Source organism: Shewanella electrica (assembly GCF_022321485.1).
Lineage (GTDB): Bacteria > Pseudomonadota > Gammaproteobacteria > Enterobacterales > Shewanellaceae > Shewanella > Shewanella electrica.
The window spans coordinates 14,165-33,860 of sequence record NZ_JAKOGG010000013.1 but is presented as its reverse complement, the minus strand read 5'-3'; the positions used below and the strand labels follow the sequence as shown (position 1 = coordinate 33,860).

Genomic DNA, 19,696 nt, shown 5'->3' with positions numbered 1-19,696 from the left:
ACAGGGCTATGTCACGGTAATTAATCGTTACTGGCGGGTGCGTATTGCGCTACGGTTCAGTACAATGACGCCTCTTGATGAGGTAGTGTAATTCATGGAATCGAGCCAGCAACATTCAACTTCAACACTTGCGACAACGACCATCGGCTCTGCTGCGGCAAATGTGTTGCAGCAGGTATTTGGTTATCGCGAATTTCGCCAAGGTCAGCAAGCCGTGATTGAACAATTGGTTGCGGGTCAAGATTGTTTGATCATCATGCCAACCGGCGGCGGTAAGAGTTTGTGTTATCAGTTACCTGCGCTGCTATTGGACGGGGTAACGCTGGTGGTGTCGCCGCTGATTTCACTGATGAAAGATCAAGTTGACGCTCTGCAACAGATGGGCGTGAACGCCGCCTATCTCAACTCTTCTTTAAGCCGTGAGCAGCAGACACAAGTGCTGCGTGATCTGCACCAAGGCGCCATTAAGCTGCTCTATATTGCCCCTGAGCGCTTGATGAGTAACGATTTTATCGAGCGACTCTACCATCTGCCCTTGCGGCTGATCGCCGTCGATGAAGCCCATTGCATTAGCCAGTGGGGCCACGATTTTCGACCCGAATATGCGCAACTTGGGCGCATTAAACAGCTGTTTCCACAGATACCCGTAGCGGCGTTGACCGCGACGGCCGATGAAGCCACTCGCCGTGATATCTGCCAGCGCCTTAATATCCAGCCATTTACGCTGCTGTCGAGTTTCGACCGGCCTAATATTCGCTACACCGTGGCTGAAAAACTCAACGCGGCTAATCAGTTGCGGCAGTTTATCAAAACGCAACAAGGTGCGGCGGGGATTGTTTATTGTTCGAGTCGTCGTCGCGTCGATGAAGTGGCGGAACGGCTGCGACTGCAAGGGTGCCATGCCGAGGGCTATCATGCCGGGATGACCACCGAAGAGCGCGCCAGCGTGCAAGATCGCTTTATCAAAGAGCAATTGGAAATTGTGGTGGCAACGGTGGCGTTTGGTATGGGCATCAACAAATCTAACGTGCGCTTTGTGGTGCATTACGACTTGCCCAAAAGCATTGAAGCCTATTACCAAGAAACCGGTCGTGCTGGCCGTGACGGCATGCCTTCAGAAGCGCTAATGCTGTTTGACCCCGCCGATATTCAACGGGTGCGACATCTGATTGACCAAGGCGAGCCAGGGCCGCAGCAGCAAGTGGAACTGCATAAACTCAATACCATGGTGGCGTTTGCTGAAGCGCAAACCTGCCGCCGCCAAGTGTTGCTGCATTACTTTGGTGAAGCGGCCGCGCCATGTGGTAACTGCGACATCTGCCTCGACCCACCCAAGCGTTACAACGGCACTGAAGATGCGCAGAAAGTATTGTCTTGCATCTATCGGCTCAAGCAAAAATTCGGCCTGACTTATGTGATTGAAGTGCTGCGTGGCGGCCGCTCGGCGCCAATTACTGAGCGTGGTCACGACAAGTTATCGACATGGGGATTAGGTAAAGACAAGAGTGCCGAGTATTGGCTCAGTGTCACGCGCCAACTGATTCATTTAGGATTGATTAACCAAGATATCTCGCGCGCTTCTAGCTTGCATTTAACCGAAGCTGCGCGGCCGGTATTGCGCGGTGAAGTGGCCTTGATGTTAGCCGAGCCGCGGCTCACGTTGTCGCATATGACGCAAAAGCCACACAATCATCGCACGCCACAACATTACGATAGACGCCTGTTTGCACGGTTAAAATCGCTACGACGTACCATTGCCGAAGAATACGATGTGCCGCCGTATTTGGTGTTTAACGACGCTACATTGGCGGAAATGGCTGCCACCATGCCAGCGACTGAACTGGAGATGCTGGCGGTGAGTGGCGTGGGCGAGCGTAAGTGGACCCGCTTTGGTCAGCGTTTTATCGATGAGATTGCCGATTACGCCAGCGGCGGTTGAGCCGGTAAGCCGCGTTCTTTGGCGCGTGACAGCTGCTGAAACTGCGCGCGTTTAATCAACGATTGTAAGCTGTCTGGTTGGCGCAACTCGGCACAACCAATCGAAGTGGGTAACGTACTGAACTGGTTCACGACGGGTTCCAGTTGACGCAACACTCGCATAGCGCCTTCTTCTGAGGTGTAAGGCAACACAATGAGTAACTTATCCAAAGAGTTACGGAGAATTTTGTCCTGTTCGCGCAACCTGTGGGTCAACTCGTCTTGCAACTGGGGCAACAGCGTCTGCTGCACGTGATTGATGTTGATGACCAACAAGCTCAGCGGTAAGCCAGCGCCTTTGGCGTTTTCTATCGTGGCCTCGGCCCACTTCTCATCATTTTCAGCGGTTGGTTTGTGTTTAGTCGTCTGCCACGGATAGCGTTTCAGCATTATCCAAAGCAGCAACATGGCGATGATTACCAGCAGTAGGTAAATGATCATATGCGCACGGTTGAGCCGCTTCTCCACTAGCAGTGATGACTCTTTGACTTCAAGCTGATTCTTAGACTGCTGTTGCTCCTGCAAACTCAACTTCGCTTTGTACTGCATAAATTGGGTGTTGCTAAGGTGTTGTTGTCCCTCTTTATAGGCGGTCATTGCTAACTGCAGTGCTTGATAAGCGGCGGCATAGTGTTGTTGCTCGAACAACACATGAGCTTTCAGCTGTTGTCCTATCGCAATGTCAAAGGGTTGCGACAAGGATTCTGCCAGCTGGATAGACTGTTCTATCGATGCCAGTGCGCCGTCAAGATCACCTTGTTTGAACGCTATTTTGGCTTGCAGGCGGGAATTGTTTATGAGGGTGGTATCCAGCGCTAATTTGCTGAGTAGTTCGCTGCCAAGGTTGTTGTAGTGTACGGCACTTGCAACGTCATCCAGCATCAGGTAAATCGCCGATATTTGCATGTAGGAAATGGCTCTCTCCGTATCTGATAGCACTAAATCTATCATTGCTATGGCATCGTTTAGCTGCTTTTTTCCTAAGGAAACATCACCTTGCTCTATTGAGACATAAGATTGCATCAGGTAAATGACATGTTTTATTTTGCCCTGAGCGGAATCGTCGGCTAGCGCCAATTTTAAGTAGTGGGCTGCTTGAGCGTAGTCTTCTGTGGCTTCTAACACCGAAGCCATATCGGCATAAATGTAAGCTAGTGGCGGGTAGGCCCAGATGATGTTTTGCTGGGCAACGTCAGGGTACATATCCATCACTAAACGCAAATCTTCAACGGCAGCGGCATAGTTACTGGTTGCGATTTCCAGTTGCGCCCGAATGCGAATAGCTGAAACCAGCAATTGATAATCATTGCGCCTTTTCGCCTCAATTGATGCGTTGTCCAGCAGCGGCAAGGCGCGATCAAGCATGCCAAGGTTTTGGTAGGCTTCCGCTTGGCACACGCTAAAGTAGGGCACTGCGATATCGAGCTTACGGTTGATGGCGGTGAGCTGGCCTTGGCGCGCGCTTGCCACCGCAGCTTTATTGTCGCCTTGTTGGATCAGGAGTTGGCAGCGCAGCAGTTCAAGACGGATCTGATCGGTGTCAGAGAGTTGCGCGGCTTGCTGCTCAATTTGGGCGATGCTTGCGGCCGCTTGCTTGGGATATTGATAGACCTTTAGCACCAGAGACTCTAATTCGGCTGCGTGAGTCAGTGCTGAGCAAAGATAAAAGACGGCACCTAACAGCCAACAACGAAAATCCATTTAGTCTCCGAAAAACGCTACAAAACATGAGTCGCACTAGGCGATGATTATACTGTGTTTTTTGCTCAAAAAAGATGCTTAAAGGTTGATTAATCCTACATTTATTACAATTTGTTGATATGCCATTTGCACCGACGTAATCGTTAATGTAACCGAATTCTCAGTAGCGATTGAGCAAATTTAATGAAAGTTTATCGTCTTTTTCGCAAATTGCTGTTGACAGCAGTACCCCTCAAGGTTAATTATTGAACCGCTTAATTACGCGGTCGATAACGCTACCGCAACAAATTACACGAATTTTGGTTGACTGGTAAATGATGAAAAATGTAACTCTTTCTCTCCTCCTCCTTACTCTCGCAGGTGTTGCGCGGAGGAGTTAGGGCTGTTTGCCAGACAGCAAGTACAACTCAAGACCCCGCGCCAAAAACGCGGGGTTTTTTGTTTTTTAACGTTTTTTAACTGAGCTAAAGTGGACCCGACGGAGAATCCCGATGTCTGATAAAGTATTTATTTTCGATACCACGCTGCGTGACGGTGAGCAGGCGCTGGCGGCAAGTTTGTCAGTGAAAGATAAGTTGCAGATCGCCATGGCTCTCGAACGTCTAGGCGTAGACATCATGGAAGTGGGTTTCCCTGTTTCGTCTCCTGGTGATTTCGAATCGGTGCAAACCATTGCGCGCAACATCAAAAATTCACGCGTATGCGCACTGTCTCGTGCATTGGAAAAAGATATTGATGCTGCCGCGCAAGCATTGTCGGTGGCGGAACAGTTCCGTATTCATACCTTCATTTCAACCTCTAGCATTCACGTTGAAAGCAAGCTGAAGCGCTCGTTTGACCAAGTGTTGGAGATGGCGGTTGGTGCGGTGAAATACGCGCGTCGCTTCACTGACGACGTGGAATTTTCGTGTGAAGATGCCGGTCGTACGCCGATTGATAATCTGTGTCGCATGGTGGAAGCGGCGATTGCTGCCGGGGCGCGTACCATCAACATTCCAGACACTGTGGGCTACACCGTACCCAATGAATTTGGCGGTATTATTCAAACCCTGTTTAACCGCGTGCCGAACATCGACCAAGCGGTGATCTCAGTGCACTGCCACGATGATTTAGGCTTGTCGGTGGCCAACTCCATTACTGCGGTGCAACATGGCGCGCGTCAGATTGAATGTACGGTGAATGGTATCGGTGAACGTGCCGGTAACTGTTCACTAGAAGAGATCGCGATGATTTTTGCGACCCGTAAAGACGCGATGGGCGTGGAAACCAATATCAACACCAAAGAGATCTACCGCACCTCGCAAATGGTGAGTCAGATTTGTAATATGCCGGTGCAAACTAACAAAGCCATTGTTGGCGGCAATGCCTTTACCCACTCATCTGGTATTCACCAAGATGGCATGTTGAAGGCGAAAAACACCTATGAAATCATGACGCCAGAAAGCATCGGTTTGAACCGTAACCACTTGAACATGACTTCACGCTCAGGTCGTCACGTGATCAAACACCGCATGCAGGAGATGGGTTACAGCGAAAGCGATTACTCACTGGATCAACTGTATGACAGCTTCTTGAAATTGGCCGATAAAAAAGGCCAAGTGTTCGACTATGATTTGGAAGCATTGGTGTTTATGGAAGGTAAATCTGACCGTGAACCGCACTATAAACTGCAGCAGTTGCAAATCCAGTCTGACTCAGCAGAAGGTGGCGCCAATGCTTCTGTCACTCTGAATGTTGCGGGTGAAGCGAAAACCGCACAAGCGCATGGTAATGGTCCGGTTGACGCGACCTATAACGCCATCGCCGCATTGAGCGGTGAAGAGATCGACATTATCAGTTATCAATTGGGCGCCAAAGGCAAAGGCCAAGATGCCTTGGGTCAGGTAGACATTACCGCCAAATATCGCGAGCAGAATTTCCACGGTGTGGGCTTAGCGACCGATGTGGTTGAAGCCTCTGCCGAAGCATTAATTTACGTGATGAACTTGGTTCGTCGTGCTGATCTGGTGGCAGATCAGAAACAAAAAATCTTAGCTAAAAAGGAATTGGGGGGAGTATGAGTTATCAAGTAGCGGTACTTGCTGGAGACGGTATTGGGCCAGAAGTGATGGTTGAAGCGCGTAAAGTGCTGACCGCAGTAGAACAACGTTTTGGTCTAGAGATCAACTACAGCGAGTATGATGTCGGCGGTGCCGCCATTGATAACCAAGGTTGCCCATTACCAGACAGCACTTTGAAAGGCTGCGAAGCCGCCGACGCGATTCTGTTCGGTTCTGTTGGTGGTCCCAAATGGTCACATTTGCCGCCAGATTCACAACCTGAGCGTGGCGCACTGCTGCCATTGCGTGGTCACTTTGAGCTATTTTGTAACTTGCGCCCAGCTAAGTTGCACACGGGGTTGGAAGGTTTATCTCCGCTGCGTGCTGACATCTCCGCGCAAGGGTTTGATGTGGTGTGCGTGCGTGAGCTGACCGGTGGTATTTACTTTGGTAAGCCGAAAGGTCGCCAAGGCGAAGGTGAAGCGGAAGAAGCATTCGATACTATGCGTTATAGCCGCAAAGAGATCCGCCGCATTGCTAAAATCGCCTTTGAAACCGCGCAAGGTCGCCGCAAAAAAGTGACCTCGATTGATAAAGCCAACGTGCTGGCTTGCTCAGTGCTGTGGCGTGAAGTAGTGGAAGAGGTTGCCAAAGATTATCCAGATGTGGCGCTGGAACATATGTACATCGACAACGCCACTATGCAGTTGCTGCGTCGCCCATTCGATTTCGACGTGGTGCTGTGCTCTAACTTGTTTGGTGACATTCTGTCAGACGAAATTGCTATGCTAACTGGCTCAATGGGCTTGCTGTCGTCAGCGTCGATTAACGGTAGCGGTTTTGGTTTGTTTGAACCTGCGGGTGGCAGTGCGCCAGATATCGCCGGTAAAGGCATTGCTAACCCAGTGGCACAAATTCTGTCAGCGGCATTGATGTTGCGCTTTAGCCTGCAACAAGAAGAAGCCGCCAGTGCAATTGAACGTGCTGTGGGCAAGGCATTGGCCGCAGGTTATCTGACCGGTGAATTACTGGCAGCCGATCAACGCCATAAAGCGAAATCCACCAAAGAGATGGGTGACTTTATCGCGCAGGCTATTCGGGAAGGTGTGTAATGGGTAAGACCTTATATGAAAAAGTGTGGGACGCCCACATTGTTGCGGAGCCTGCGGGCGAAGCGCCAATTATTTATGTTGATCGTCACTTAGTGCATGAAGTGACCTCGCCACAAGCGTTCAGTGGTTTGAAAATGGCGGGACGTAAACTGCGCGCGCCAGAAAAAACCTTTGCCACCATGGACCACAACACCTCCACCAAGAGTGCCAGCTTGGATGCGCTAAGCCCGATGGCGCGCACGCAGGTGGAAACCTTACAGCAAAACTGTAACGATTTTGGTGTGCGGTTGTACGATATTCATCATAAAAACCAAGGTATTGTGCACGTGATGGGCCCTGAGCTAGGCATCACGCTGCCGGGAACGGTAATTGTGTGTGGTGACTCGCACACCGCCACCCACGGAGCATTCGGCGCGTTGGCGTTTGGTATCGGTACCTCAGAAGTTGAGCACGTACTGGCAACCCAAACGCTGCGTCAATTGAAAGCCAAAACCATGAAGATTGAAGTGCGCGGCAGCGTACAAGATGGCATTACCGCCAAAGATATCGTACTGGCGATTATCGGAAAAATCGGCATGGATGGCGGCACTGGCTACGTGGTGGAATTCTGCGGCGAAGCCATTCGCAACTTGTCGATGGAAGGTCGCATGACCTTATGTAACATGGCCATCGAAATGGGTGCCAAAGCCGGTATGGTAGCGCCAGATACCACGACTTTTGACTACTTAAAAGGCCGAACCTTTGCCCCGAAAGCCAGCGATTGGGAGCAAGCGGTGGCCGATTGGTCAACGCTGAAAACTGATGATGATGCCGTGTTTGATGCCACCGTGACGTTGGAGGCTAAAGACATTGCGCCGCAACTGACTTGGGGCACTAATCCAGGCCAAGTGGTCGCAATTGATAAGCCGGTGCCAAATCCCGCCGATGAAACCGATCCGGTCACTAAAGGCAGTATGGAAAAAGCGCTGCAATATATCGGCTTAGAACCGGGCGTGCTGATGACTGATGTCGCCATCAACAAGGTGTTTATTGGCTCATGCACTAACTCGCGTATTGAAGATCTGCGCAGCGCTGCGGCGCAAATTCAAGGCCGCAAAGTGGCTTCAACGGTAAGCGCGATTGTGGTGCCGGGTTCAGGCCAAGTAAAAGCTCAAGCGGAAGCGGAAGGTTTGGACAAGCTGTTCACCGAAGCCGGTTTTGAATGGCGTCTGCCGGGCTGCTCTATGTGTTTGGCGATGAACGATGACCGTTTGGCGCCGGGCGATCGCTGTGCGTCGACCAGCAACCGTAACTTCGAAGGCCGTCAAGGCCGTGGTAGTCGCACCCATTTGGTTAGCCCAGCAATGGCAGCCGCCGCGGCGATTGCCGGTCACTTCGTTGACATTCGTCAGCCAGCAGAGGAGAAGTAACATGCAGGCATTTACTGTACATCAAGGGATTGCCGTGCCGCTGGACAATGCCAACGTTGACACCGACCAGATTATTCCGAAGCAGTTTTTGTCCAAAGTGACCAAAGATGGTTTTGGCGTGCATCTGTTTCACGACTGGCGTTATCTCGATGATGCTGGCGAGCAAGCTAATCCAGCGTTTGTGATGAACCAGCCGCGTTATCAAGGCGCGACCATTTTGCTGGCGCGGGAAAACTTTGGCTGTGGCTCAAGCCGGGAACACGCGCCATGGGCGTTGGCAGATTACGGTCTACGCACCATTATCGCCCCCAGCTTTGCCGACATCTTTTATGGCAACGCCATCAACAACGGTTTGTTGCCAGTCAAACTGCCAGCAGAGCAAGTGGAGCAGTTGTTTGTGGAAGTGAGTGCCACAGACGATGCGCAGATCACGGTGGATTTGGAACAGTGCAAAGTGGTATCACCATCAGGCGCAGAGTTTCCATTCACGCTGGCAGAATCTGCCCGCCATAAGCTGCTGAACGGTTTGGATGCGATTGGCCTGACCTTGGCGCATGAAGCGGAGATCCGTCAGTACGAACAAACCATACCCGCTTGGCGTTGTTGATGACGCCGCAGTAAAGGCGTTGATAATACTGAGATTAACAAGAGGCGCATGCGCCTCTTGTTTTTTTTACCCGTGCGGTAATGGCAACGGCAACGGCTTCCGCTTGCCTGTTGTGTGATGTGCCGCAATAAGCAACAAGTGGTTGCTGTATGGCCGCGACTGCTGGGGAGGCAGGGTTATCGTCCTGCCGTTGTTGGAAAGGCAACATGCAGCGGTTGCTGATGATGGCCTAAAAAGTGTAGGGGACGGTTGGCGGAGAATAACTAGACCGCACATCCCCCGCCTTGTCTAAATCCCGCTCTGCCAGCTGCAACAACGACCAGCAAAGATCAACAGCCCCTAAAAACTGAGTGAGTCCCACGAAGGGCGGCGGTGTGATTGTCCGTTCACATTAACTGCCTTATGCACGAGACTCGACCAGTGGTGCTCAGTCAATTAAGTGCGCTGGTTGCCAAAACCTCGGGCAGAGAAACCGTCCCTAACTTGTCGCCAAATGCGTGTGAACCCCAGCATTTTTGCGCAAATCAGCATAGACATTAGGCTGATTGAATCGAGCTGGCAACTGTGAATCATCAGCCAGAACTGGCTGTATGGCTGGCTTTACCAGTAATTTATGCTGTATTTGCTGGTGGACTTTAGTAAACAAGTGTTCACTCACTGAATATTTATAACAACTTGAAAAAACACATTATTTAAGTATTTACTCTACTTTTGGGCTGCGAATAAAGCGAATCCCGTTACCTCTCAATGTTATTTCCTCATGTTTAAAACGGCTGTTTTACAGTGATTAATGCTAGTTGTGTGCAATTGATAGCGTAATCTGCTGATTCTTCCTTTTTACTTGCAAAGATATTCTGCGGAAGTAAACTCGCCAGCCAGAAAAACAATAAGATCCACTCTTATATAAATTCACTCTTTAGAGAACAACAATGACTCAAAAATTCAAACTGACGTTGGTAACCGCCGCGCTAGTGGGTATGGGTGTGCAACTGCCTGTTCAAGCCGCGGGTTTCCAACTTGCTGAAACATCGGCCTCTGGGCTGGGTCGTGCTTATGCTGGCGAAGCGGCCACAGCGGAAAATCCTTCAGTGCAAGCGCGTAACCCTGCGATGCTGAGCTATCTTGAGGGCCGTCAGGTGTCGGTGGGTGCTGTGTATGTAATGCCGGAAGTGAATACCCCGGGAAATATCACCATCGATTCCCCATTGCTGCCACAAAGTATCACCATGGACGCGAATGTCGATGATGTGGCAAATAATGCTGTCATCCCTAATTTTTACTACTCCAGCCAACTCAATGATCGCTGGACGTGGGGCTTAGCGCTAAATTCAAACTATGGCTTAGAGACTGAATTACCAGCCAGCCACGCAGCCGCTATCTTTGGTGATAAAACGTCAGTGACCACTGTTGAGTTGAACACCAATATTGCCTACAAAATCGATCGTCACTTCACTGTGGGTGGCGGTATGCGTTTTGTGTATGGCGAAGGTGAAATCGGTGCAACCGCGCCCGCTTGGATCGATAGCGTACGTGCACTGCCGAACTTACCAGCGACTATTGCGGCGCAGTTACCTGCATCGGGAAGCGAGCTGAAACATCTTAAAGGTGATGATTTCGGCATGGGGTGGCGCGCTGGTGCCAGTTGGCAGATTGATGACAATAACCGTATCGGGTTGGCATATAGCAGCAAGGTGAAGCTGGATCTTGATGGTCATGCTGACGGAGCCTTGTATTCTGGCGCTGGCGCCAAAGTGCCTGGTTATATTCCGCTAGAGTTGCCAGCGTTTGCTGAACTGGCTTCCTATCATCAAATCACTGACAACTTTGCGCTGCACGCGAGCATCAACTGGACTGACTGGAGTACCTTTGATGAGTTAGTGGTTTATTTCCCACATGAGCAAAAACCGGTGACTGGCGTTGACTCAGACTTAGTCAAAGCGGAGAACTTTAAAGACAACTGGCGTTATTCGCTCGGTGGCACGTATCAAGCCACCAAGGCGCTGACGTTACGCGCGGGTGTGGCATTGGATAAAACCGCAGTTGCTGATGAAAACCGCACCATCACTATTCCTGATAGTGATCGTCTGTGGTTCAGCTTGGGTGCTGGCTATGCATTAACTGATGCGATGACCGTGGATCTTGGCGTGACGTATATTGAAGCGCACGGTGATTCACCTATCAATGAAACGCAATCAATGCTGAATCTGGCACAAGTGACGTACCAAGGTGAAGCGACGGGTCATGTGTGGTTGGCTGGTTTGCAGTTGACTTACAAGATGTAATTTCAGCGAGCTGAGCAAGTTCGTCTGCCAAAAGCCCGATGCATAGTACATCGGGCTTTTGTTTTACTGCGGCGGTATCGAGCCGCAGACCTCATACTGGTAGCCGCGTTATTAAAGCTGACGGCTGAGCAAACAATGGATGTTGCGCTGTGGGCGGCAGAGCATTGGGGGCGTGCTGCTTACACTGTGATATCAATGATTTGACCTGTGCCGATCATATTATCGGTGGCTTCATCGTCAGGCGCGGAGGTAGCTGCTAACTGACGGCGATCGGCTTTACGACGCTCAACCGCAATGGCGCGCTGTTGGCGGCGGCGATCTTGGCGTTTACGCCTCTCATTGGTAGTCGTGATGAGGGGATCTTGCTGTTCTTCATGTTCGGCCGCAACTTGCGCACTCTCACTCAACTGCTTTACCGCAGTTGTCGCTTTGAATTTATTTGGCGGTGGTAACGCCTGCATCGCATAAATTGCATCTATTGCCATAATGTTGATCCCCTGTTGTATTTACTGGGGACTGTTGATCTTTAGTGTTTAATTTTTGTTCTCATTAAACGTGTTATGAACGAGGCGCGACCGGCGAGGCTTAGTCAACTAAGCAAGTTCGGCGCAACAACGTTCAGGAGGCGTTTAAATGACCCCTTCGGGCAGCGACAGAGCGCAATTTATGCAGCGTTAGGTGCTGTTGGTGGCGGATAACTACACGGCCCATCACCTGCCTTGCCTAAATCACGCGCTGTTTGCTGCAAAAACACCAGCAAAGATAAACAGTCTCCAAGTACCTTTTCCCTAGTCCTCAATAATATTATCGGTATCAACTGTACAAACTTTAATCGAAGTGGCGTGAGCAATGAAATCAAGATTGTGAGCGATCCGTTGCGGGTGCTGTGCATTTACCACTCAGATCCACATTTTTTGTCGCTATAGCGAGAATGCTTGCCCGATCGTCCGCTTATCGAACTGATATTTAGCGACAAAATCCCACAAAGCTCCACTTTTTTGACACTGTCCACTTTTCCTGTAACACGCCGCTAACCCGCTTGGTGACTGGATTTAAACGGGATCCCATCGCTTGACAAGCTTTATTGACTGTCCCTACACTTAGCACTCGTGGGAATTTGTGGATCAATGTGGATCTTTTTGACACGTATAAGGAGAGCCGGATGTTTTCCGGAGCCAGTGCCCTCAATTTGGACGCCAAAGGACGGATCGCTATGCCAACGCGATACCGCGAAGTGTTGCGTGCCAATCATGACGGTAGGCTAGTCGTCACTGTTGATGTCCAATCCTCCTGTTTATTGATCTACCCCGGTAACGAATGGGAAGTCATTGCCGCGAAACTACAAACCTTGTCTGACTTTCAGCCGCAAGAGCGGGCGATGAAACGTTTGATGTTGGGTTATGCACTAGAGTGCGAGTTAGATGCTAATGGCCGCATCTTATTGACGCCGCCGTTGCGCCAGTTTGCCTCACTGGACAAAAAAGTGATGTTAGTTGGGCAACTGAATAAATTTGAATTATGGGATGAGCAACGCTGGCAACAGCAGTTGGACGACAGTTTGGCGCTTATCCGCACCGAAGGCATTGAGGCCAGCGAACGTCTGGCTGATTTTTCGCTTTAAGTGACATTTAACCAAAGAAGAGACAAATGAGCGAAAATTTTGCACACCTATCGGTTTTGCTGAATGAAGCCGTGGAAGGGTTAAACATTCGTCCAGACGGCATCTATGTCGATGGCACTTTTGGCCGCGGCGGACATTCCCGCCGGGTCTTGTCACATCTGGGTGAACATGGGCGTTTGATCGCTATCGATCGCGATCCACAAGCCATTGAAGCGGCCAAAGCGTTGGCCGATGATCCGCGTTTTACCATCGTGCATGGCGGTTTTGGTCAGCTAGCCGAATATATCGAGCAGTTGGGCTTGAGCGGCAAGATTGATGGCGTGCTGCTGGACTTGGGCGTGTCGTCGCCACAGTTGGATGACGCTGAACGCGGTTTTAGCTTTCTGCGTGATGGCCCGTTAGATATGCGTATGGACAACAGCAAAGGCCAAACCGCCGCGGAATGGTTAGCGCGCGCCGATATCGAAGACATGGCATGGGTATTTAAAACCTATGGCGAAGAGAAAAACGCGCGCCACATTGCCCGCTGTATTGCCGCCGATCGCGATGAAACGCCGTTTTTGCGCACCAAAGATTTAGCCTCGCTGATCGAACGTATCACCAAACATAAAGAGCGCAATAAACATCCGGCGACGCGCGTATTTCAAGCCATTCGTATCTACATCAACAGTGAACTGGAACAGATTAGCCAAGCGCTGGAAGGCGCGGTCGAGGTACTCGCTCCCCATGGCCGCTTATCGGTGATCAGTTTCCATTCGCTCGAAGATCGCATGGTCAAACGCTTTATTCGCAAATACAGCCAAGCGGAAGAGGTGCCTTATGGGTTGCCGGTTTCCGAAGAGCAACTGAATCGTAATCGCAAATTACAGCCGCTAGGCAAGGCAATAAAGCCATCAGATGCCGAGCTTGAGCTTAACCCACGTGCTCGCAGCTCCGTGCTGCGCGTGGCTGAACGATTAGCGCAGTAAGGGACGGCAGCATGGCGACCAAACCGCTCAATCTCAGCCGCATTGTGTTGCAGGATATTTGGTATCACAAGTGGATGATATTGCTCGGCCTCGCCGTGGTTTTGAATGCGGTAGCAGTGGTGTACACCAGCCACATTAGTCGCACGCAAACGAGCCAGTTAGATGGATTGCAACAAGAACGTGATCGGCTGGACATTGAATGGCGCAATCTGCTGCTAGAGGAACAATCGCTGGCAGAGCACAGCCGCGTAACGCGTATTGCCACTAAAGATTTGGATATGGAACGCCCCTCACCCGGTAAAGAGATAGTAGTGAGACTGCAATGACGAAGCAGGCGAAAAGGATTACAAAACCTGAACCACTCCACTGGCGTTTAAAGCTGGTGGTGGTTTTTGTGTGCGCGGTATTTTTTTCACTGGTTGCTCGTGCCGCCTATATTCAGGTACTTGAGCCCGGTAGGCTGCGCCATGAAAGCGACATGCGTACCCTGCGTACCACCTCTAATGAAGTGCAGCGTGGACTGATCTCCGATCGTAACGGCGAGATGTTAGCGGTCAGTGTGCCGGTACGCGCCGTGTATGCTGATCCAAAAATGGTGTTTGATAACAATGGCTTTGCCGATATGCGTCGTTGGCAAGCGCTAGCGGATGTATTACACGAGCCGGTGGCTGATGTCGTGCAGCGGGTGCAAGAAAACCCTAAGAAGCGTTTTACTTACCTCAAGCGCCAAGTGACGCCGGAAGTCGCCGCGTATATCAATCAATTGAAACTGCCAGGCATCTACCTCAAAGCGGAATCACGCCGTTATTATCCTACGGGTGAAATTACTGCGCAGTTGGTGGGGATCACCAACATTGATGACGTTGGCATTGAGGGCTTAGAAAGCACCTACGACAACTGGCTCACTGGTACGCCATCCAAGCAGAAAGTGCGTAAATCCCGCGATGGCCGTGTGGTTGAGCGACTCGACATCATTCAGGAAGGCGAAAGCCCTAACGATTTAGTATTGAGCATCGATCAACGTATTCAGCAGTTGGCTTATCGCGAATTGAAACGCGCAACCGAAATTTATCAAGCAACATCAGCCTCTTTGGTCATGATAGATGTACGCACCGGCGAAGTGTTAGCGATGGCCAATACCCCGTCTTATAACCCCAACTCGCGTGACCAACTCCAGAGCCACCGCATGCGTAACCGCGCCTTGGCCGATGCCTATGAGCCAGGCTCTACCGTGAAACCGTTTGTCATGGCGGCGGCGTTGCAATCAGGCATTGTGAAACCGGGCGATGTGATCCCAACCTCTCCGGGCTGGATGCGCATCGGCGGTCGCCAAGTGCGTGATGGTGTGAACTACGGTGACATGTCGCTGGCTAAAATCCTATGGAAATCCAGTAACGTGGGGATCAGTAAGTTGGCATTGCAGATGCCGATTCAGCAGTTGCTGGGCACCTATCAATCGCTAGGTTTGGGGAGTTACTCCGGTATCAACATCATTGGTGAGAGTGCCGGTTTGGTGCAAGACCGCCACCGCTGGTCAGACTTTGAACGCGCCACATTAGCCTTTGGTTACGGTCTTACCGTGACACCACTGCAATTGGCGCGCATGTACGCCACCTTAGGTAGTGGTGGCATTCTTTATCCATCATCGATTTTGAAGCTCAAACAAGCGCCTGAAGGCACACGCGTGCTGTCTGAAAACGTCGCCAATGAAGTGTTGAAGATGTTGGTGGGCGTGACAGAGGAAGGCGGTACCGGGACCAAAGCGCACATCGACGGTTATCCGGTCGCGGGTAAATCAGGTACTAGCCGTAAAGCGGTAGCTGGTGGCTATGGTGATGATTATGTCGCACTGTTTGCCGGTGTCGCACCAGCAAACGATCCCCGTTTGGCGATGGTGGTGGTGGTGAACGAACCTAAAGGTGATCACTACTACGGTGGTGATGTCTCTGGGCCGGTATTTGGCAAAGTGATGTCTGGTGCCTTACAGATGCTCAACGTTGAACCACTGCCGTCACATGAAGTGGTGGAGTTGGCGGGTTCTGTGGGAGGTCAACGATGATCTCGTTAACCGATCTGCTAGCCCCTTGGTTTCATTATGCCGGGCACGAAACGATTAATGCCCCGACACTAGATAGCCGCAAAGTGCAGGCGGGCGATCTATTCATTGCCGTGCCGGGGTTTCGCAGTGATGGTCGCCAGTTTATCGCCACCGCATTAGCGCAAGGCGCAACCGCCATTTTACGTCATACCGATGTCCCTGAAGAACATGGTGCGGTGCATCGTGAGCAGGGGCTGATCATCGATTTCTTTCAACTGAACCGCCAAGTGTCCGCTGTTGCTGCACAGTGTTATCAACCACAGACGTGGTCAACCCGGGTGGTCGGTGTCACCGGCACTAACGGCAAAACCTCGGTTACGCAGTTGATTGCGCAATGGGTGGAGTTACTCGGGCAAACCGCTGGCGTGATGGGCACTATTGGCAATGGTCGTCCGGGGCAGTTGGTGGATACCGGTAATACCACGGCAGATGCGATTACGGTAATGACCCAACTGGCGCAAATGTCGCAGCAACAGTTAAATGTGTGCGCCATGGAAGTATCCAGTCACGGTCTTGTCCAAGGCCGTGTCGACGCGGTGCCATTTGAAGTGGCGGTGTTTACCAATCTCAGCCGTGACCATCTCGATTTTCACCACAGTATGGAAGCCTACGCCGCCGCAAAACGGCGTTTAATGTCGTTCCCATCGGTAAAAACTGCGGTGATCAATCTGGATGATAAGGTCGGTGCGCAGTGGTTTAGTGAGTTAGCGACAGACTTAACCTTAGGATATTCACTACGTGATGAGCCCAAGGCGCGTATTCGCGCCAGCGATGCGGAGTTTCATTACGCGGGCATTCGCGCGCAGATCCATTGGCCCGAAGGCCGGGGCGAGCTGAACACCAGCCTGCTGGGCGAATTTAACCTGTCGAATTTACTGGCGGCATTGTCGGCATTGTATGCCTTAGGTTACGACCTGCCGCAATTGCTGGCATTAGCGCCTAAATTGCAGCCGGTGGCTGGTCGCATGGAGTGTTTCACCGCACCGCAAGGCTATTCCATCGTGGTGGATTACGCTCACACGCCCGATGGTTTAGAAAAAGCCTTACAAGCGGCACGCAGCCATTGTGATGGCACCTTGTGGTGTTTGTTTGGCTGTGGTGGCGACCGTGATACTGGCAAGCGGCCAGAAATGGGCGCAATTGCTGAAGCGTTGGCCGACAAAGTGATGGTCACCAGCGACAACGCCCGTAGCGAAGATCCGCACGCCATTCTGAATGATATTCGCGCCGGTTTGCAGCATCCGGAGCAGGCGTTATTTGAAGTAGATAGAGAAGCCGCGATTCAACATATCGTGGCGTTAGCGCAGCCAGGAGATCTGCTCCTGCTGGCAGGCAAGGGACATGAAACATATCAAGAAATTAACGGACAGCGCCGTCACTATGACGAGCGTGCTTTCGCCATGCGGCTTTGTGGAGGTCAGCAATGATTGCGTTAACGCTGGCTGACCTCGCCATTGCGCTGCGGGCGCGCATTGTGCCGTCACTGGCAGCCGATGTGGTGATTGATAAAGTCACTACCGACAGTCGTGCGGCTGATAACAGTTTATTTATCGCCCTCAAAGGTGAACGTTTAGACGGACACGACTATGTGGCTAATGCCATCGAAGCAGGCGCGGTCGCACTGTTGGTCAACCGTGAACTGCCGGTGGCAACACCGCAACTGGTGGTGACCGATACCCACAAAGCGCTGGGGGAACTCGGCAAATTAGTACGGGATCGCGTCGCACCGCGTTGTGTGGCTCTGACCGGTTCTAACGGTAAAACCAGCGTCAAAGAGATGGTGGCCTCCATTCTTTCGCGCCAATTCTCCGTGTTGTATACCGCCGGCAATTTTAACAACGACATCGGTGTACCGCTGACTGCGCTGCGGCTGCAACCTAGCCATGAATACGCGGTGTTTGAACTGGGTGCTAACCATCCCGGTGAGATTGATTACACCTCTGGCATTGTGCAGCCGCAAGTGGCGTTGGTGAATAACGTTGCCAGTGCCCATTTAGAGGGCTTTGGCTCGGAAGCTGGCGTGGCGAGTGCTAAATCAGAAATCTTTCGTCATTTAGCCGCTGATGGCACCGCGGTTATCAACGCTGATGATCATTATGCTGAGGTGATGCGCCAAGCGGCTGCAGGACATCGGCAACTCGCTTTTTCCTGTGAACATGATGCCGATGTCACGGCAACTGCATTAACCGCCGATATCGGTGGCCGCTATCGGTTTGTGTTGCATTACAAATCGCAGCAAAGCGTGATTGAACTGCCACTGGCGGGACGGCATCAAGTCAGCAACGCCTTGGCTGCTGCCGCTATCTGTATCGCGCTTAATGTGCCCTTAGCGGTGATCAAAGCCGGCCTTGAGGCGATGACGCCGGTGAAGGGGCGCATGGTGCCACATCAGTTCGGGCGCGTGCTGCTGGTGGATGACAGTTATAACGCTAATCCGGCATCGGTCACCGCTGCAATCAACTGGCTAAAAGATCTGCAAGGATTTCGTGCCTTGGTACTAGGGGATTTAGGCGAATTAGGCGACAATGCCGCGCTGCTGCACCGCCAGCTCGGTGAGCAAGCCAAACAGGCAGGCATTTCGTCGCTCTATTGCTGCGGCGATTTGACGCAATACACCAGCGAAGGATTCGGAGCGACACATTTAGCGGATGTCGACCAGCTGGTCAATAAAGTAATGACAGATATCAATCAGCAAACAGGGACAGTCACTGTATTGGTAAAAGGCTCTCGCAGTTCGCGAATGGAGCGAGTAGTTGAAGCCTTGATAGCCGCCCAAGGGCGCGGGGAGTTAGTGTAGATGCTGGTTTATCTGGCGGAGTATCTGACCCAGTTTTATACCGGGTTTAACGTGTTTTCGTATGTCACATTTCGAGCCATTTTAGGTTTGCTCACCGCGCTGACGTTTTCACTGTGGTGGGGACCGCGACTGATCCAAAAATTGCAGTTACTGCAGATTGGTCAAGTGGTGCGTAACGATGGTCCCGAATCGCATTTTAGTAAACGCGGTACGCCAACAATGGGCGGGCTGATGATCCTCGCTGGCATCTTTTTGAGTGTGCTGCTGTGGGGCGATTTGGATAACCGCTATGTATGGGTGGTGCTGTTTGTGCTGGCTTCTTATGGCTTGATTGGCTTTATGGATGACTACCGCAAGGTGATCCGTAAAGACCCTAAGGGCCTAGCTGCGCGTTGGAAATACTTGTGGCAATCGGTATCGGCGTTGGTAGTTGCGGTTTACTTGTATTACAGCGCTAACTTGCCAGGTGAAACGCAGTTAGTTGTGCCGTTTTTTAAAGAAGTTATGCCGCAGTTGGGTGTGCTCTTTATGGTGCTGGCTTATTTCACTGTGGTTGGTTCGAGCAATGCGGTGAATTTGACTGATGGCTTGGACGGTTTGGCGATTACACCAACGGTGATGGTGGCCTCCGCGTTTGCCTTGATTGCGTATTTATCTGGTCACGCCCAGTTTGCTGCCTATTTGAATATTCCACATCTACCCGGTTCGAGTGAGTTGGTGATTGTGTGTACCGCCATTGTTGGCGCGGGATTGGGCTTTTTATGGTTCAACACTTACCCAGCGCAAGTGTTTATGGGCGATGTCGGTTCCTTATCACTCGGTGCGGCGTTGGGGGTGATTGCGGTTTTGGTTCGACAAGAGATTTTGCTGGTGATCATGGGCGGCGTGTTTGTGATGGAAACTGTCTCGGTGATCCTGCAGGTTGGATCCTACAAACTGCGCGGCCAACGGATTTTTCGCATGGCGCCAATTCATCACCACTATGAATTGAAAGGTTGGCCAGAACCTCGCGTGATTGTGCGCTTCTGGATCATTTCATTGTTTTTAGTGTTGCTCGGTTTAGCAACGCTGAAACTGAGGTAAGG

General features: G+C 51.3%; 15 protein-coding genes. 13 read left to right on the top strand and 2 right to left on the bottom strand.

All coding sequences use genetic code 11. The features are described 5' to 3' along the window. Window positions 1–94: 94 nt before the first annotated feature. Window positions 95–1,939 (top strand): DNA helicase RecQ, encoded by a 1,845-nt coding sequence (gene recQ, locus L9G74_RS15305; RefSeq protein WP_238897296.1) that lies wholly within the window; start codon window positions 95–97, stop codon window positions 1,937–1,939. Here recQ and L9G74_RS15300 read toward each other — a convergent pair. After that, window positions 1,921–3,678, bottom strand: coding sequence for a tetratricopeptide repeat-containing diguanylate cyclase (locus tag L9G74_RS15300; RefSeq protein WP_238897295.1), 1,758 nt, complete (start codon window positions 3,676–3,678; stop codon window positions 1,921–1,923). The two genes, recQ and L9G74_RS15300, sit on opposite strands and share 19 nt — an antisense overlap. A 491-nt stretch (window positions 3,679–4,169) precedes the next feature. Between L9G74_RS15300 and leuA the strand changes: the two genes are divergently transcribed. From leuA to L9G74_RS15275, 5 genes are all read left to right on the top strand, one after another. Continuing rightward, window positions 4,170–5,738 (top strand): 2-isopropylmalate synthase, encoded by a 1,569-nt coding sequence (leuA, locus tag L9G74_RS15295; RefSeq protein ID WP_238897294.1) that lies wholly within the window; start codon window positions 4,170–4,172, stop codon window positions 5,736–5,738. Next, complete coding sequence (gene leuB, locus L9G74_RS15290; protein WP_238897293.1) at window positions 5,735–6,829, top strand: 3-isopropylmalate dehydrogenase; 1,095 nt, start codon at window positions 5,735–5,737, stop codon at window positions 6,827–6,829. Before leuA ends, leuB begins: the two co-directional genes overlap by 4 nt. Beyond that, the gene (gene leuC, locus L9G74_RS15285; protein ID WP_238897292.1) at window positions 6,829–8,238 is read left to right on the top strand and encodes a 3-isopropylmalate dehydratase large subunit; all 1,410 of its coding nucleotides are present in this window, start codon (window positions 6,829–6,831) and stop codon (window positions 8,236–8,238) included. Before leuB ends, leuC begins: the two co-directional genes overlap by 1 nt. Before the next feature lies 1 nt (window position 8,239). Then, window positions 8,240–8,845 (top strand): 3-isopropylmalate dehydratase small subunit, encoded by a 606-nt coding sequence (leuD, locus tag L9G74_RS15280; RefSeq protein ID WP_238897291.1) that lies wholly within the window; start codon window positions 8,240–8,242, stop codon window positions 8,843–8,845. A 929-nt stretch (window positions 8,846–9,774) separates the two neighbouring features. After that, on the top strand, window positions 9,775–11,127 hold the full coding sequence (locus L9G74_RS15275) for an outer membrane protein transport protein (RefSeq protein WP_238897290.1): 1,353 nt from the start codon (window positions 9,775–9,777) through the stop codon (window positions 11,125–11,127). A 179-nt stretch (window positions 11,128–11,306) separates the two neighbouring features. Here L9G74_RS15275 and L9G74_RS15270 read toward each other — a convergent pair whose 3' ends face one another. Next, the gene (locus tag L9G74_RS15270; RefSeq protein WP_238897289.1) at window positions 11,307–11,612 is read right to left on the bottom strand and encodes a hypothetical protein; all 306 of its coding nucleotides are present in this window, start codon (window positions 11,610–11,612) and stop codon (window positions 11,307–11,309) included. 677 nt (window positions 11,613–12,289) lie between these two features. Here L9G74_RS15270 and mraZ point away from each other — a divergent pair. Genes mraZ through mraY form a run of 7 tightly spaced genes read left to right on the top strand, consistent with a single transcriptional unit; the run spans window position 12,290 to window position 19,694 of the window. Then, window positions 12,290–12,748, top strand: coding sequence for a division/cell wall cluster transcriptional repressor MraZ (gene mraZ / locus L9G74_RS15265; protein WP_238897288.1), 459 nt, complete (start codon window positions 12,290–12,292; stop codon window positions 12,746–12,748). A 26-nt stretch (window positions 12,749–12,774) separates the two neighbouring features. Then, window positions 12,775–13,716, top strand: coding sequence for a 16S rRNA (cytosine(1402)-N(4))-methyltransferase RsmH (gene rsmH / locus L9G74_RS15260; RefSeq protein ID WP_238897287.1), 942 nt, complete (start codon window positions 12,775–12,777; stop codon window positions 13,714–13,716). 11 nt (window positions 13,717–13,727) lie between these two features. Next, window positions 13,728–14,042, top strand: a complete 315-nt coding sequence (ftsL, locus tag L9G74_RS15255) for a cell division protein FtsL (protein ID WP_238897286.1) — start codon at window positions 13,728–13,730, stop codon at window positions 14,040–14,042. Then, window positions 14,039–15,775: a penicillin-binding transpeptidase domain-containing protein gene (locus tag L9G74_RS15250; protein WP_238897285.1), complete on the top strand. Its 1,737-nt coding sequence runs from the start codon at window positions 14,039–14,041 to the stop codon at window positions 15,773–15,775. The genes ftsL and L9G74_RS15250 overlap by 4 nt, the downstream gene beginning before the upstream one ends. After that, the gene (murE, locus tag L9G74_RS15245) at window positions 15,772–17,241 is read left to right on the top strand and encodes a UDP-N-acetylmuramoyl-L-alanyl-D-glutamate--2,6-diaminopimelate ligase (protein ID WP_238897284.1); all 1,470 of its coding nucleotides are present in this window, start codon (window positions 15,772–15,774) and stop codon (window positions 17,239–17,241) included. Before L9G74_RS15250 ends, murE begins: the two co-directional genes overlap by 4 nt. Continuing rightward, window positions 17,238–18,611 carry a UDP-N-acetylmuramoyl-tripeptide--D-alanyl-D-alanine ligase gene (locus L9G74_RS15240; protein WP_238897283.1) on the top strand — a complete coding sequence of 458 codons (1,374 nt, stop codon included), beginning with the start codon at window positions 17,238–17,240 and terminating at the stop codon, window positions 18,609–18,611. The genes murE and L9G74_RS15240 overlap by 4 nt, the downstream gene beginning before the upstream one ends. Continuing rightward, window positions 18,612–19,694 (top strand): phospho-N-acetylmuramoyl-pentapeptide-transferase, encoded by a 1,083-nt coding sequence (mraY, locus tag L9G74_RS15235; RefSeq protein ID WP_238897282.1) that lies wholly within the window; start codon window positions 18,612–18,614, stop codon window positions 19,692–19,694. It begins immediately after the preceding gene. Window positions 19,695–19,696: the final 2 nt, after the last annotated feature.

Coding starts and splice junctions, on each gene's coding strand:
- rsmH (WP_238897287.1), top strand. CDS start 12,775: ATGAGCGAAAATTTTGCACACCTATCGGTTTTGCTGAATGAAGCCGTG.
- leuB (WP_238897293.1), top strand. CDS start 5,735: ATGAGTTATCAAGTAGCGGTACTTGCTGGAGACGGTATTGGGCCAGAA.
- mraY (WP_238897282.1), top strand. CDS start 18,612: ATGCTGGTTTATCTGGCGGAGTATCTGACCCAGTTTTATACCGGGTTT.
- leuA (WP_238897294.1), top strand. CDS start 4,170: ATGTCTGATAAAGTATTTATTTTCGATACCACGCTGCGTGACGGTGAG.
- L9G74_RS15275 (WP_238897290.1), top strand. CDS start 9,775: ATGACTCAAAAATTCAAACTGACGTTGGTAACCGCCGCGCTAGTGGGT.
- L9G74_RS15250 (WP_238897285.1), top strand. CDS start 14,039: ATGACGAAGCAGGCGAAAAGGATTACAAAACCTGAACCACTCCACTGG.
- recQ (WP_238897296.1), top strand. CDS start 95: ATGGAATCGAGCCAGCAACATTCAACTTCAACACTTGCGACAACGACC.
- L9G74_RS15300 (WP_238897295.1), bottom strand. CDS start 3,678: ATGGATTTTCGTTGTTGGCTGTTAGGTGCCGTCTTTTATCTTTGCTCA.
- mraZ (WP_238897288.1), top strand. CDS start 12,290: ATGTTTTCCGGAGCCAGTGCCCTCAATTTGGACGCCAAAGGACGGATC.
- L9G74_RS15270 (WP_238897289.1), bottom strand. CDS start 11,612: ATGGCAATAGATGCAATTTATGCGATGCAGGCGTTACCACCGCCAAAT.
- L9G74_RS15240 (WP_238897283.1), top strand. CDS start 17,238: ATGATTGCGTTAACGCTGGCTGACCTCGCCATTGCGCTGCGGGCGCGC.
- leuC (WP_238897292.1), top strand. CDS start 6,829: ATGGGTAAGACCTTATATGAAAAAGTGTGGGACGCCCACATTGTTGCG.
- ftsL (WP_238897286.1), top strand. CDS start 13,728: ATGGCGACCAAACCGCTCAATCTCAGCCGCATTGTGTTGCAGGATATT.
- leuD (WP_238897291.1), top strand. CDS start 8,240: ATGCAGGCATTTACTGTACATCAAGGGATTGCCGTGCCGCTGGACAAT.
- murE (WP_238897284.1), top strand. CDS start 15,772: ATGATCTCGTTAACCGATCTGCTAGCCCCTTGGTTTCATTATGCCGGG.